The sequence below is a fragment of the Bacteroides sp. 3_2_5 genome (assembly GCF_000159855.2).
GTDB lineage: Bacteria > Bacteroidota > Bacteroidia > Bacteroidales > Bacteroidaceae > Bacteroides > Bacteroides fragilis.
The window spans coordinates 2,164,429-2,179,596 of sequence record NZ_JH636044.1; the positions used below are offsets into that span (position 1 = coordinate 2,164,429).

Consider the following 15,168-nt stretch of genomic DNA (forward strand, 5'->3'; position numbering starts at 1 on the left):
GCGGCAAGTCGGCAGATGATCGACAGTAGTCTTTTTTCTCCTTGAAAAGCGGCTGAAAGTACCGGATTTTCTCTGGTTACTTCTCAATTTTGATTGGCGCAAATCTGTGAAAATGTTTCTCTTTTGTGTCGATCTCTTTAATGTTGTCTCTGTGTTATGTGCTTTTTGCTGTCTTTATTGTAATATGTACTTTGTTTTTGTTTCTTTCTGTATTTTTCTAATGCTGATTTACGGGCTTTTTCCAGCTTCCCAGTCAGTCGGGCAGGAAAAACAAATTCTATCGCAGGTAAGATATACAATTTGACAATTGTCAGATTCTTGCTCCGACCGTTTATCGAAAGTATAAGTCAATCTCTTTTGATTAAAGATGCAGCAGGGATGTATTCTTATATTCCTAAGCAAGCACAAGTCCGCATTCGTTTCATGTCTTTCTATAATGTATATACTTTTCTTATCTGTCACATGGGGCGTGAGATGTCGTTTTCACCTTGTCCGGGCTGTTCAGAGACCCGGTTATGCGATATTCCGTGGTTTCCATGCCCTACTGGGGAAGCCGGATAAGGTGTTTTTTACCTTTGGCGGGAGAAAAAGAAAGAGAGGTGATACTTCAGGAATCGTCCATTCCATCGGTGAAAAACCGGTATTGCACATTTGCAGCACCCCGAAAAGGGGAGGTGCTGCAAAAATGCAACGCTGATTTTTAGGTTATCTTCAGGGCGGAGGCTACATTTGTCCTACCCTTTATGGAGGGAGATGCAAACAAAATGTATAAGATTATTTAAGATAGTGAAATTGGGAAGCTGCCAACATAGTGATAGCAGGTGTTGTTTTACTTTTGTAAACCAGTTAAAAGTAAAGAAGAAGATGACATCAATTACACCACGGCTCAATCGCTCGCGCGAGGGGCGTGATGGCAGTTATCCGCTTGTGATACAAATTATTCGCCATCGAAAGAAGAGAGAGATTTATACGCCTTACCGTTTCTGGGAGGCAGAGTTTAACACCCGTTTAGAAATGGTGGAGAACGTCGGAGGCAATCGCCGTCGTCTGCTCATTGTCCGCGAAGCCAATGAATACCTTATATATATAAAGAAGGAGTTGGAGGCTATTTGCGGATCGCTTGAAGCGGATAAGGGGAGTGCTTATACGGTGGACGACATTGTGAACGTTTATAACTACCACAATGATCTGAGCCAGGTGTTGGTATATGCCGACTCGGTGATTGCCGGGCTGGAGAATAAGGGACGTCAGGGTACGGCTGCCAATTATCGTAGCGCCCGCCGTGCGTTTGAGATGTTTTTGGATGGCAGTCCTTTTTCGTTTGAGGAGTTAACTCCCGAAGTGCTGGACCGCTTTGTCACCTTTCTCCGTGAGCGGGGCAACCGGCCCAATACGGTTTCGTTCTATCTCCGTCAGTGGCGTGCCATCTACAATCGTGCCTGCGCCGATCATGTGGTTTTTTCCGATCAAAAGCCTTTCCGACGGCTGAACCTCAAAGAGGAGGTGACATCCAAACGCGCCATCTCCCGGGAGAAGATTGCGCAGATCGAATGTGTCGACCTTACTGCTTGTCATGCTGATATGCAGCTTGCCCGTGACCTGTTCCTGTTTAGCTTCTATACGCGCGGAATGTCCTTTGTAGATATGTGCTATTTAAATAAGGAGAACCTGCAGGGAAATTATCTTCGGTACAAACGGCAGAAGACAGGGCAGGAGTTACAGATACGCATTGAAAAAGATTTGCGTGTGTTAATCGACAGATACGCCAGCTCTTTGTCGGACTATCTGCTTCCAATGCTTCGAAACGGTGACCGTTATCAGGATTATCGGCGCAGGCAGCGGAGGCTTAATAAACTGATTCGTGAATTGGGCGACCGGTTACAGTTGGATATGCCACTCACATTTTATGTGGCCCGCCACTCTTGGGCGACACTCGCTCACGAAAATGATGTGCCCGTCTCGGTGATCAGCGATTGTATGGGGCACACATCGGAGAAGACTACCCGCATTTATCTGGATCGCATAGACACTAAGCGGCTTGACCGGGCCAACCGGTTGGTGATTAATAGTCTGCGGTAAAGAGGTGGAAAAGAGGGATAAAAAAAACTCTTTCTTATAATGAAAGAGCTACTCAAGAGATTCTTCTTATCTCAGATACATGTCGCAAAGATACGCATTAAATTATTAATTAAACAAGTATTATTTTAATTTTTTTTATTTCTAATGTAAAATATTTATTTTTCTTCTTTCACTTAGATAAAAAACTCCCTGGTACACCTTCTTTCTGTCTCCCGACCTCTTCAAGAAAGCATACGATGTATGTCTACTGTTTCTTTTTCAACGGTTTTTCATCTGTCTGCCTCCACTGCTGCAAACACATGCCGTCACCTATTCACAATAATGATAATCTGTTAATAATCAATTGATAACAGATCGTATATTTCGTTTTGTGATGCTCTTTAACAACCTTTTTCTTTTATGTTTCTGAAAGCGTTTCTGAGTCAATATTAAGTAACGTATTATTGATCAATGTGTTACATCCATACACTTTTTCTTTGTTTCTGAAAATAAAAAAACTCAGAAACATTTTCAGATGGGATATGAAGTAACTTGCTGTATTATAAATGATTATAATATTTATGAAGTCATTCTCCCTTTCATTATAAGAAAGAGCCGCATAATTATCAAACAAACGGCAAATATGAAAAAAATACTATGCATATGGGTCTTAACCGTTACTTTCCTTGGAGCATTTCCTGCTTTGGCCGACGCCCAGCAATGGGGATTGACTGCCAATGGTCTTTATTGGGCGACAGCTACTCCGAATATAGGTGTGGAATATGCCTTCCATTCAAAGATGAGCATAGCAGGACTTGTTCAATATAATCCGTTTACTTACGCTAAAAACCGGAAAATGAAACATCTTGCCGGGCAGTTGGAGTATCGTTATTGGTTGAGTGATGTGTTCAAGGGGCATTATCTGGGTGTGCATGCCACGGGCGGTATCTTTAATTTTGGTAATCTCCCTTTGGGTATCCTCAAAGACTATCGTCTCGAGGGGCAATTGTATGGTGGCGGACTCACCTACGGTTACCAGTGGATCATCAGCAACCGGGTCAACATTGGCGTCGATATCGGATTAGGATATCTCTATGTTGATTACGATAAATTCTATTGTCCCACTTGTGGGGAACGTGTCGATCACTACCGGACCAATTATCTGGGGCCTACCAAGGTAGGTGTATCCATTATTTATCTGTTAAAGTAGGGGAGGACAGGCTATGAATATCAAACAGGTAATTTTCATAAATATCTCATTTTTCATCTCTCTAACAGTGTTAGCAGCAGATAGGCCTACACAGCCTGTCCGTACTGAGGTGTATCGCTTGGAGCGTCTTGACTCCGTTCTGCTGGTCGATCTGGCTGTCGACCTGACAGGGGTACACCTGGCGCCGGACTGTACGGTCTATCTGTTTCCGCTACTTGCTTCGGAGAATACCGGTGATTCGTTGTCTCTTCCTCCCATTGTGCTCAACGGCCCCCAAAGCGATCTGATGTATCGCCGGCGTCGGGCTTTGGGTACAACTTCGGGATTGGAGAAGATTACTCCCTACACCGTGCTGCGTGAGGGAGACCATGCTTTGCCTCGCATCCATTATCGGACTGAGGTGCCTTATGCGGCATGGATGGACGATGTTAAAGTATGGATGCGCGACACGAATTGCAATTGTGATGCCCGTCTGGTACCTTTTGCCATGCATACGGAGCATATACCGCCGTTGGTTGTGGAACGGGTGGATACGATTGTGATACATGACACCATCCGCTTGGCTTCTGTTGCATCCGGACAGTCGACCGTAGCTTCGGATATTCCCCTTCGTAAGAAGGTGACCCGTATTCAGGCCGGTTATGAAGCTGATATTTATTTTCCTACGAATGAAATGCGTATTCTTCCCGATCATGAGTTGAACCGTGCTTCATGGATGCATTTCGTTAACCAAGTGGATTCTATTGAACAGGATAACCGGAATTCCATATCGGGAGTTACCGTTACCGGTTACTCTTCTCCCGAAGGATATACTTCTAATAATGAACGTTTGGCTGAAAAACGTGCCAAGGCCCTTCAAGCGTTCCTGGAAAATAAATATGGCGAACGTATGGAGGTGGCAGTCGAGTGGGTCGGTGAGGATTGGAAACAGTTTGAGAAAGATATAGAGGTTTCTGACCTTCCGGAACGTAATGAAATTCTTTCAATCCTGCGTACTGTGAGTGATAGCAATCAACGGAAGAGTAGGCTGAAGGCACTGAATAAGGGGAAAACATTCGAAATTCTGCTTCGGGAGTATTTTCCGAAACTCCGTCGGGTGTCATGCCGTATTAGATACGTAAAATAAGAATATGAAAAGAATGTATTACATAGGATATATGCTCTGCTTGTTGCTTGCCGGTTGTGTAGTCGGTGAGAAAGCGGACGGTCTGTTGGAGCAACGTCTGTCTGATCGTACCCTTTTGGTCTATATGGGAGGGGATAATGATTTAGCCGACGAGACCGACGAAAAATTGTCAGCGTTAACAGAGGCGTGGGACAGGTTTCCGGGGCATCTATTGATTTATCAGGATAAAAAAGGAGCGGATAGTACCCGCTTGTTAGAGGTTTGTTTGGATGAACAGGGAGAAAAGGTAACAAAAATATTGGCTAAGTATAAACAGGAGAATTCAGCCGGTGCCTCCGTGTTTGCACGGGTTGTCAATGAGGCTATGGCCCGGTATCCTTCCGTTGATCCGGGATTGATCGTATTCTCCCATACCAGCGGATGGTTACCGTCGGGGACGGCAGTGGTTCCGGCCGGTATTACCCGCTCGGTTATCAAGGACAATCATTACGAGATGAGTTTACAGGATTTTGCTTCAGCCATTCCGGACGGGCAATTTAATTTTATCCTTTTTGAAGGGTGTTTTATGGCCGGACTCGAGGTGGCATACGAACTGAAAGATAAAACGCAATATATTGTGGGTTCATCAGCCGAAATGCTTTCACCGGGTTTTACTCCCGTCTATCAACAAATGTTTCCGTTGCTTTATAAAAAAGAAGCGGATCTTCCGGCAGTGGCTGCTGCCTATTACGATTATTACAACAGTATGGAAGGAGACAATCGTTCGGCTACCATCAGTGTGATTCAGACGTCCGGCCTGGAAATGTTGAAAGTTCAACTTCGGGCGGCCGAGAGTCGTGTGGAGCGTTGGGAATGGATAGATTGTAGCGGATTGCAGGCTTTTGACCGCTTATCGGACGGGCGGCACCTCTTTTATGATGCTTCGGCCTATATAAAACGGATTGGAAGTGTTGAAGAATCTGCTGCTTTTGACGAGGCTCTGGAGCAAGTTATCATTTATAAAGCGGCCACGGAGAACTTTATGCCGGAGAGTGTAGGGGGATTTACCATTGACGGACATTGTGGCATGACGTTGTATATACCCGATGCTACTGTTCCCACATTATTGACCGAAAGAAAGAAACTGAAGTTAATGCAATAGTATACATAGTTCAAATTAATTAGTGAATGGTAATAATAAAATTAAAAAAACTGATGGAAAGGAATATTTGATTAACGAAACAGACAGTGACGGTTGACAGATCGATGGAACAGGGAGTATCCGCATTTTTCTCTCTGCTTTTTTCCTTTCACAGTTCGAAAGAGAAAAAAGGAATATCCAAAGCGGATAAAAGTATAAACTATTCGAACTTATATCTATAATTAAATTTTTTAGTAACATGAAATTAAACAAATTGTTTACGTTTACATTGGCAGCCCTTGCGATGGCTGCATGTAGTAATGATGACGAACCGGGTATTGATAAAGGTGGTCAGAAAGGTGAATTGATTGATGCTATCAGCATTGCTTTTACCAGTTCTTCAGCTCCTGCTACCCGTGCAGACAAAGGTGAGATAGAAGGAACTGGTAGTGAAAATGATGTATATGTAGCCTATCTCTTTGCTAAAGAGAATGATCCCCTGCATGAAGGTGCAAAAGTGGGTGACTGGACTGTAAAGCGTGTAGCTGGTGATGCTAATGCGGAAGATAAGGATGTCACAACTGCAATCACAGGTGGCGATGTGGCAACTCCCGGGACGAAGAAAAATATGTGTACGTTCAACGGTGTACGCCAGGGAGATAGTGTTTATGTGGTTGTGAATGATCCTCAGATGACCCTTGCTACCGCTCAGACATTGGCGCATCAGGGTGACAAGTCGGAAGCCGCTATCCGTGCTTATATCTCTAATCTGTCTAAAAGTTATCTGAATGATCTGACCGTTGCTATAGACGGGAAGCAAAAGGGGAAGTATATCATGGCAGGTGTATCGGCTATTCCTACCAACCCGAATATCCCGAACGGATCTACCGTGAAAGTTTCGATTCCTCTGAATCGTGAATTAGCCAAAGTATTCTTTAATGCCTCTGTTACTACCAACCCCGTATACGAGGCTTATGGTAAGATGGCAATCGAGGATACGGAGTGGAAGCCGGACGGTACTACTGAAGACCCCGATGGTATTGTCGTAGTACGTATTCCGAGACGTGTTTCTCCGTTCAAGGCACAGGCTCGTGACTGGTATTTCCCGCAGAGTGCGGATGCAACTGCTAAAGACTGGAATGTGGAAAATTGGTTGAAAGCATTTGCAGGTGAGAAAGAATCTGCACCTACTGTTGCAGAAGTTGCTGGAACGACTCCTGCATTGAATAAGGGAGAATGCAATGCAGACGCGAAAGAATATCGTCTGACATGGGTTGTAGGTGAAAAAGCATTGGCTGATGGAGGTACTCCTAAAGAAACTTCGATTGTATACGTTAAGAGTGACAAGTTATATTCTCCTTATTTTTATGTAACTCCTAACTATGCCGACAATGCCGGTTGTGCTACTGTTGTAGTTACTCAGGCTACTTATATCGGTGCTAATACTCTGCTTGAACCGACTATTACGGAGGAAATGTTGGATAAGGCTTTGCAGAATGATGCTTTCAAAACTGCTACTTCTACTGACGGAACTACCAAGTATGATAAATTGGCTGCTGATTTTTGGAATACTGAGAAAAATGTAGATGCATTGGTTGCATTTCTGAATACGGATGAGGCATATAAACTTGCGTTGAGAGGTGAAACAGAGATAGCTAAGCAAAGAGCCGCTATTACGATTCAAAAAAATGATAAACGTTACTATCGTGCTGATGTTGCCAACTATAGCGATGACGAAACAACTTCAATGAAGATTACCGAACGCAACACATTCTATCATATAACTGGTACCATCACTACACTGGGTGCCAAGAGCATTGAAGATGCTATCAATTCGGATAATATCGACATGCTTGTACAGGTAGTTGTTAAGCCATGGAAATATGTTGTTAACAATATAAATATGTAATCAGAACCTCTTTTTTATATAATCCGGGGCGGATGGAAAGTCCGCTCCGGTTGATATCTCTTTCTTGTCGGAAAGAGAAGAATACGAAACTAAAATGAAGAAATTGCTACCGATACTTTTGGGGGTTACCCTACTGCTGAATTCATGTATTAAAGATGATATGGATGCTTGTGCCGGATATATGCACATCTATTTCAGCTATATTTATGGTGGAGCCAACCGCTTTTTTGAGACGGTTTCTACTCCTACGCAACTTCATTTTTATAAACAGAAGCATAAATATCGGGAGTTGGAAATAGCCGTGGATGAAATAGGACTGACCGAACCTTATCGCTTCCTGAAAAACTTTGATGATACGGATAGCCTGGAACTGATAGCTTGGACACAGGATGAGGCGATTGATTATGTGGATACTCCTGATACTCCCATAGGAGAGGGGTATGTGAAATTAAAAGAAATTACCGATGGCAGCGGAATCTGCCGACCTGTAGACGACCTGTTGTACGGACGCATTGCCATAGATGCCGGTTTGCGCGAAAATCGCAATATTGTAACCATTCCGTTTGTACGTGCTGTGTGCCGTACACGTATAACGATGATTCCTCAGACAGTAGAGGATCAGGTCGTTGAAGAAGGAGGAACGACGCGTGCTGCAAGCAGCATTATTCCTTCACCCGAAGATTTTAAATTCCACCTTTACGGTACGCGTAGCGGTGTCGATTATAATAATAAAGCAAATGCGGATGAGGTAGTACTTGAGCCCCAGTGCTATTACGAAGAAAGTACCGGAAATGTGCTCACACCCTGGTTCGGTTCTTTTTCTTCAGAAGGAAAGTATCTGAAAGTGAATGTGTTTATTCGTGATGAACAGGTCGCTTCATTCGATTGCGCACCTATCGAGTTGACTTCTGTTCCGGGCAACTTCATTGATCTGGTGATTGACGGACATTATGTGAAGCCCGTTATGCAAGTTCGTGTCAATGGCTGGAAAGTGGCGACAATAGAAAGTAATATGTAGGCAAGTTGATAAAAGGAGAGTATAGCATGAAAAGAATTCTGATATGTCGATTGATGGTGTTTCTGACCGTGGCTTTGGTTTCGTGTTCGGATGATACTTCCGAAAGTATCCCTCAGAACCCGGATAAGGATATGTACCTCCGTGTGAATGTTCCCCGCACTTATGCTTCCGGAGCTGATGAGACAGATAGTAAAGAGACGGTGATTAATGGCATTGACGTATTGGTATTTGCTCCGGGAACAGCCTCCCAGAGCGGATTGTTTCTGAAATCGGTATCCGAAGGAACACCGGTTACCGGTAAGAATACGTTTCAGGTGACTATGCCTGTGGGGGAAGGATTGGAGGTACATGTATTTACGAATTGCCATGAAGAGTTGGTGCGTAGCGGTGCCTATAAAGGACTGGGCATGAAGATGGACGCTTTACTGGAAAAGATGATATCTAAGGTAGAAAATAATTCGACAGGAACTGACTGTTTGCCGATGCACGGCTTTTTGTCAGGTGTCACTGTAGCGAAAGAATCGGTGGGTAAAACGCTTAGCGTACCGGTGTTGCGTTCCGTAGCTGCTGTCCAGGCGAAAGTGGATGAAGCGCATACGGGAAATCCGGGTGAGTTGTTGGATAGCGAGGGTAAAGTGATTTTTAAGTTGCGTGAGTTTTATGCTTATTTCCCGGCAGATAGCGGTAGGCTGGCACCGTTGAAGGAGGTTTATGAAACGGCAGTCGCCGGTTCGGAAGAGGAGAAAAAGACCCGTAACGTCGTTAAAACAACTTTACCCGATAAATTGGGTGTCCGTCCGATAGGGGATAAGCTTTTCCTGAAAAGTGAGACTCCCGTGGCACTTGCGGGACCGCTCTATCTATACGAAAACACTTATTATTCGGATAACGGTTTTGATCAGCCCGGATCTGTTGCCGGCAATACCCAAGTGGCTACTACCCGTCTGGTGGTAGGCGGAGTGTATGGAGAGGATACGGAGGTCAGTTATTACCGGATTGACCTGACAGATCCGGACGATCCGAAAAATTTGGTTGAAATATTACGTAATCATAAGTATACCTTTCAAATCATGAATGTCTCGGGATCGGGCTATGACAATCCTGACGATGCGGCTGTAGGGGTTCCGATGAATATCTATGTAAAAGTGATTGACTGGATCGATGTAAATACCGAAATTGATTTTGACCGTGAAAACTGGTTCTCTTCGGCTACAAAGAAGATTGTTTTGTCCGGCTATGCAGATTCACAAAAGTCGGTTTCCATAGACAGTGATGTCACATTCGGTCCTTTCTGGCAATTAAGTTTTAACACGTCGAGTACGGTTAACGGTAATGCTTCGGTTGTGCCTGTAACGGTGGCTGAAGGTGCTGCATCGGCTATGATCTCCAATGACCGTTATGAAATAACCGTTACTGGGAATACTCTTACCGTAAAGGCCAAAAAGTCTTACGGAGATCTTCCTGCCGGGCAGGCTTATGATGACGATTTCTATATAAAAGTAAAGAATTTGACGGTGCATTTTAAACTGACTCAAGTGGATCGTTCACCCGATGATTGGGGAAACGGCGGGACTCAGGAAGATGAACTGTAAAAATAAACATAGATTAGTTGACTCATGAAACGATTGAAAAAAAATATGCGGCAAGGATGTATGCTTTTAAGCGTATTTTGCTTGATAGGGATCATAGCCTGTTCAGGTGAAGAGGGACATGATATACAAATTCCTGATCCTGCCATTTGTACGCTGAACTATACCATTCCCGATACTGAAATACCGGATACCAGAGCGTCCGATACGGGAGGGAAAATATCTGTGGCCCGTCCGGAAGAAAGTGCGATAAAGGATGTGAAACTTTTATTCTTCATTTATGACGAGCATGGTAACGGTTTGTATGCCGGCTCGTTAGACGGAACCGTAGATGGCAATCACCTGGCTAAAACAGGAAAAATATCGGTGACTATACCGGGAAGCGGAAGCATTGACAATCACACGGATTACGATGTATTGGTACTTGCCAATGCTTCGGTCTATTTTTCCGGAATGGATTGGGATGCCTATTGTGCCGGACAGACAGAAAATGCGGTACGGGTACGACTCCGGGGAGAGATGCCGTTGCATTCACCAACGGACAGGACCTATAAGGTTACGGACGACTGTTTGCCCATGAGTGGAATCGCATTCAAAGAAGCGGGAAAAGATATGAGCGTTCAATTGCTGCGTGCCGCTGTACGCATAGATGTACGGGTGGTTGAGGATAAAAAGGGGACGGTTCTCCTGAAATCGGCTGTACTTCGTAACGTTTCACCGGACATACCTGTGTTTAATGATCCGCAAGATGCGGCTTTTACTCCGTTGACATACGCGAATACGAAAAGTGCACAGGAGCAATTCAGCATCATAGGCGGTTTGTATGCTACCGAAGTATTGCGCACCCTGCATACTCCTTATCTGAAACAGACACAGGCAGTATGTTTGCTCTTGGAATGTGAAAAGTCTCCTTCTTTTAGTGGATGGTATCGGGTGAATATTAATATCGATAAAGATGATGTCCAGTATTTACGGCGTAACAATGTTTATACAGTAATTATTAAGGATATTTTGAGCCAGGGGGCTGATACTCCCGATGATGCTTACGGAGCCGGCAGCTTTGGAGGCATACAAACTGTTACTGTTCCTACGGATTGGAAAGTTCCTGACGGGATAGTGACTCCACCGGATGTAGAAGTGAATTGAATGGTTTCATAAAAAATAATCAGAACGATGAAAATAAAGAAGTGTAAAATAGATTGTTTTCAGAAATCCTGCATTCTTCTGTGTATGGCGCTCTTCTCCTGTTCGCAATATGATTGCGTTGTTCCGGATAACGGAAAAACAGGAGAAGGGGAGCGCGCTTCTTTAGGTATAGGCGGTGTTTCAACGGGGCGGTTAGAGGTACTTACGCGTTCGGTGACTGCCGAACTGACTGATGCGACTGATGCTATCGGTATATTTCGAAAAGAAGATACCGGAAAGGGTTATGAGCCCGTTCATAACAGAAAGTATACGTATGGAACTCCACTTTGGGAGACAGACGGGGAAGAGGTGGTGTTGATCGATGAACCGGCGGAACTGACGGCTTATTATCCTTATAGAGAAGATGGGGCGAGTAGCGTAGGGCTGAGCAGTGAGCTCTATGTGGCTTCGAAAGAGATTTATTATTGTCCTTTTAAGGCCTCAAATTCAACCGGGCCCATTACACTGAATTTACGCAGGGCCTATGCGCTGCTGAGATTCAATTTTATCAGGGGGATAGCAGATGGGACTCCGACTTCTGCCAAAGGAGAGTATACCGGGGACGGGAAGATTAGCTCATTTACCTTCAAGGCAACCTTACGGATTGCCGGAATTCTGGATCTGTTTACCGGAACTGTTGAAGGAGAAGCGCGGGAAGTGACGTTCAATTATAACGTTCCGATCAGTATCGGGACCACTGCGGCTCCTGCCGTTCTGGATTATATGGTGGTACCTTCTGACTTTACCGGGGAGCTTTCTTTTACATTGATGGTAGACGGAAAGGAGATGAAAGGTAAAATCAGCGCTTCGGACCTTTGCGGTACGAGTGGAAAATTGGCGGAAGGGACAAAATATGAGATAAATGCCATTATTCGTCCTACTGAAGTAGAGATAGGGACTGTGGAGGTGGAAGAATGGATAGGGGAGGTGGTCAAAGACCCCTCCGGTGATCCGTTTGTGCCGCAATAAAAAGACAGAAAGGAATAATTATGTTTTTAAGAAAGCAGATAAAGATGAAACAGATGCTGACAAATATCGGGATGGGAATATTGCTGACAGCCTGTGGCAACGGAGGGATGGACCCGGTGGATACCGGCGGGGAAGAAGAGTATGTTCCCGTCAGGGTAGAAACCGTTACGGACAACGGCATTGGTACACGTGCTGTCACTTTGTCGAATGCCGCTATCGGAATATTCCGTACGGCACCTTATAGCGCTACGTTTCCGCAACAATACGATGTGGAGTGCATTCACGACGGAACTTCATGGAGCCTGGCAAGCAAGATATATGTCGGGAGCACGGATGCTTCTTTGCATGCCTATTATCCCTATGGTAAGGTCACTTTCGGCGCTAATAGTACGGTGACTGCTCTGACAGTGAAAGATCATACAGCGGATAATGATTTTTGTTATGCTGATGCTCCTCTTACGGCAGTTAATAACCGTACGCCGGTTGCCTCCTTCTTGCTAAAGCATGCTTATGCCGGTTTGAAGTTCAGTATTGCTTGCCATTCCACTTATCCATTGAAGAAGTGCAAGTTGACCAGAATAGTGATGCAACCTGTAACGAGTGGAAAAACATTTTATGTGGAACGTAGCATGGATATCAGTAAATCCGCTGCGGATGCGGGGCAGTTGGGAGGGAGTACCGCTTCCGGTTGGAGTCTGGATACATCTGCGCTTGCTGTGGGGACAACGGGTATCGCCCAAGGAAGTACGGATGAGAGTATCAGCAAATTGTTTCCTCCACAAGATTTTGAGGATGATACCCGGCTGATATTGACCATTGACGGTAGTGAATATTCCGTGACGATTCCCTATAAAGTTTTGAAGGCTCTGAAAGCCGGATATTTATCTACCATTTCTCTGGAGATCAAAGGTACGGGAGTAGATGTCTCGGGAGTAAAAGTATATCCGTGGGATACTTCTGTTGTACCCGGAGGTGACAACGATGCGACTTTAGATTAATAACTGATTGTAACAAAAGGATAGTAATGAAAACCAAGTCTGATATGAAACCATTTATAATAGCTGCTTTATCGCTGACTTTGCTGGTGGGTTGTGGTAATGATGATTTTCCGGCAGAAGAACCGAAAGTCCCTCTGGAGATTACTTCTGCGTTTGTAACGGGAGATGTGCAGACGCGTGCTGTTACGCCGGAATTGCTTACATCAGGTTCGATAGGAGTTTTTTTGGAAGGCCGGTCCGGAACCGGTTATGACAAAAAAGACAATATACAGTATGATTATAATGTAGGCTGGAAACCCAAAACGGAAACGATTTACCTGGGTGGGGAGGATGCCGATGTATGTGCTTATAAGAAAACAACGAAATTAGATTTATCCGCTAAAGAGGCTGTTCCCTTGGTCTCTCAGATTTACGATGCTGAAATCGATTTGGTATATGCAACCAATCAAACAGTGAACGGTACTTCTGCCCGTAAGAGCGTTGAATTTACTATGGGGCATGCTTATTCGCAGATCGAATTTGTCTTTAGCAGAGAGGATTATCCTAATACATGCAAGGTGACTGAGATTACTGTAAAGAATGCAAATATTATTAAGACTGCTACGTTGAATCTGGCAACGGGAGGCTATACACCGGTAACAGTGGAGAAGGTCAGTTATTGGACAAATGTGGCAAAACACGAAGATGGTATTGCGGTTCCTGAATCGGGGACTGTAAAAAGTAATGTATTGATGATTCCCTGCACATTGGCGAATGCCGGAGGTACGGGGGTAACACTTGAATTGACGGTGGACGGTAAGCTGATGACAGTTCCGATTGCGCATGATAAATTAGGGGCATTGACTGCGGGTGTTATTCATCAGATCAGCTTGAAGTTAAAAGGAACTGCACTTGAAATCAGTGTGAAAGATACTCCGTGGGATAATCAACCGGTGGATGGTGAATATAATCCCGAACCATAAAATGGAAGAATCATGAAACGAATTTATACGCATAATCCGGGTTTTCGTTTGGCAGGATGTCTGTGGCTGATGTGCCTTTTAATGGTAGCCTGGAGCTCCTGTTCGCAAGCGGAGGTTGCAGACTCCATTGAAGGCGGGAATGGAGAGGCACCTCTTGAAGTACGGGCTGTAACCGGCGCGGAGGTTGACACCCGTGCACCCGCTGCTGTAGAGATGACCGAAGGGACATTAGGAATTTTCCGTTTAGCCGAAGCGGATTATACGGCATTGGATAATATTCGTTATGACCGTGTGCCGGGGGGAAATTGGCATCCGGTTTCCACGGTGATCTATGTGGGCGGTACCTATGCCAGGCTGTGTGCTTATGCTCCCTATAATTCTGTGGAGTTTAAAAATAGTTCGTTGAAAACAGAAGCCGGCCTGACCATGCAGACTTATGCGGTGGAGAAAGATATGCGTTTTGCTGTCAGTGGGGGAGATGAAGTCTGGAAAAAGACTCCTACTGCAAATTTTGAATTGAAGCGTGCTTATGCCCGTTTGGTATTGTCTGTGGTACGGGATGCCACGTATCCGAACACATGTAAGATAACGCAGGCAAAAATAAAGGCTTCTACCGGAAATATAATCACAGCCAATACGGTTGACATCAGTACCGGAACCGAAGGAAGTGGAACACAAACACCTCAATATACTCATACTGTGACGACCGGTTTAAAAGACGGATTTGAGATCGGGGTCACAGATGATACGAGTTTTGACTGGCTGCTGCCCCAACAAACTTTTTCCGGAGGCGTAATTCTGACACTTACGGTGGATGGCATGGATTATTCCGTCACTATTCCGGTCGATAAACTGAGCACATTTGTAAGAGGTACTAAATATACTGTGTCATTGGTTGTCAAAGGTGGAAAGTTAACTTTGATGAGTGACAAAATCCTGATTGACAGGGATTGGACAGAGGTGCAGACAGGGACCGGAGGCAGTGGCAGTGATTATGATACCAGTTTTAATTAGAATATGAAGA

General features: G+C 44.6%; 12 protein-coding genes. All 12 read left to right on the top strand.

What is annotated here, in order from left to right; translation table 11 throughout:
• Positions 1-864: 864 nt before the first annotated feature.
• The gene (locus BSHG_RS09210; protein WP_008659541.1) at positions 865-2,079 is read left to right on the top strand and encodes a site-specific integrase; all 1,215 of its coding nucleotides are present in this window, start codon (positions 865-867) and stop codon (positions 2,077-2,079) included.
• Between the two features lie 514 nt (positions 2,080-2,593).
• On the top strand, positions 2,594-3,268 hold the full coding sequence (locus BSHG_RS09205) for a DUF3575 domain-containing protein (protein WP_008659543.1): 675 nt from the start codon (positions 2,594-2,596) through the stop codon (positions 3,266-3,268).
• Positions 3,269-3,281: 13 nt separating this feature from the next.
• A complete protein-coding gene (locus BSHG_RS09200) occupies positions 3,282-4,394 on the top strand; it encodes a DUF3868 domain-containing protein (protein WP_005786720.1) in 1,113 nt (370 codons plus the stop codon).
• Between the two features lie 4 nt (positions 4,395-4,398).
• Positions 4,399-5,535 (top strand): clostripain-related cysteine peptidase, encoded by a 1,137-nt coding sequence (locus tag BSHG_RS09195; protein WP_008659545.1) that lies wholly within the window; start codon positions 4,399-4,401, stop codon positions 5,533-5,535.
• 238 nt (positions 5,536-5,773) lie between these two features.
• Entirely contained in the window at positions 5,774-7,423 is a 1,650-nt protein-coding gene (locus BSHG_RS09190) for a DUF5029 domain-containing protein (protein ID WP_008659546.1), read from the top strand.
• Between the two features lie 94 nt (positions 7,424-7,517).
• Positions 7,518-8,441 carry a FimB/Mfa2 family fimbrial subunit gene (locus tag BSHG_RS09185; RefSeq protein WP_005794914.1) on the top strand — a complete coding sequence of 308 codons (924 nt, stop codon included), beginning with the start codon at positions 7,518-7,520 and terminating at the stop codon, positions 8,439-8,441.
• Positions 8,442-8,467: 26 nt separating this feature from the next.
• Positions 8,468-10,033: a fimbrial protein gene (locus BSHG_RS09180; RefSeq protein ID WP_008659547.1), complete on the top strand. Its 1,566-nt coding sequence runs from the start codon at positions 8,468-8,470 to the stop codon at positions 10,031-10,033.
• Between the two features lie 45 nt (positions 10,034-10,078).
• Positions 10,079-11,176, top strand: a complete 1,098-nt coding sequence (locus BSHG_RS09175; RefSeq protein ID WP_008659548.1) for a hypothetical protein — start codon at positions 10,079-10,081, stop codon at positions 11,174-11,176.
• A gap of 27 nt (positions 11,177-11,203) precedes the next feature.
• Positions 11,204-12,184, top strand: a complete 981-nt coding sequence (locus tag BSHG_RS09170) for a fimbrillin family protein (RefSeq protein WP_008659549.1) — start codon at positions 11,204-11,206, stop codon at positions 12,182-12,184.
• A 53-nt stretch (positions 12,185-12,237) separates the two neighbouring features.
• Positions 12,238-13,182 (top strand): fimbrillin family protein, encoded by a 945-nt coding sequence (locus tag BSHG_RS09165; protein WP_008659550.1) that lies wholly within the window; start codon positions 12,238-12,240, stop codon positions 13,180-13,182.
• Positions 13,183-13,208: 26 nt separating this feature from the next.
• On the top strand, positions 13,209-14,144 hold the full coding sequence (locus BSHG_RS09160) for a fimbrillin family protein (RefSeq protein ID WP_005794904.1): 936 nt from the start codon (positions 13,209-13,211) through the stop codon (positions 14,142-14,144).
• Positions 14,145-14,156: 12 nt separating this feature from the next.
• On the top strand, positions 14,157-15,158 hold the full coding sequence (locus BSHG_RS09155) for a fimbrillin family protein (RefSeq protein ID WP_008659551.1): 1,002 nt from the start codon (positions 14,157-14,159) through the stop codon (positions 15,156-15,158).
• Positions 15,159-15,168: the final 10 nt, after the last annotated feature.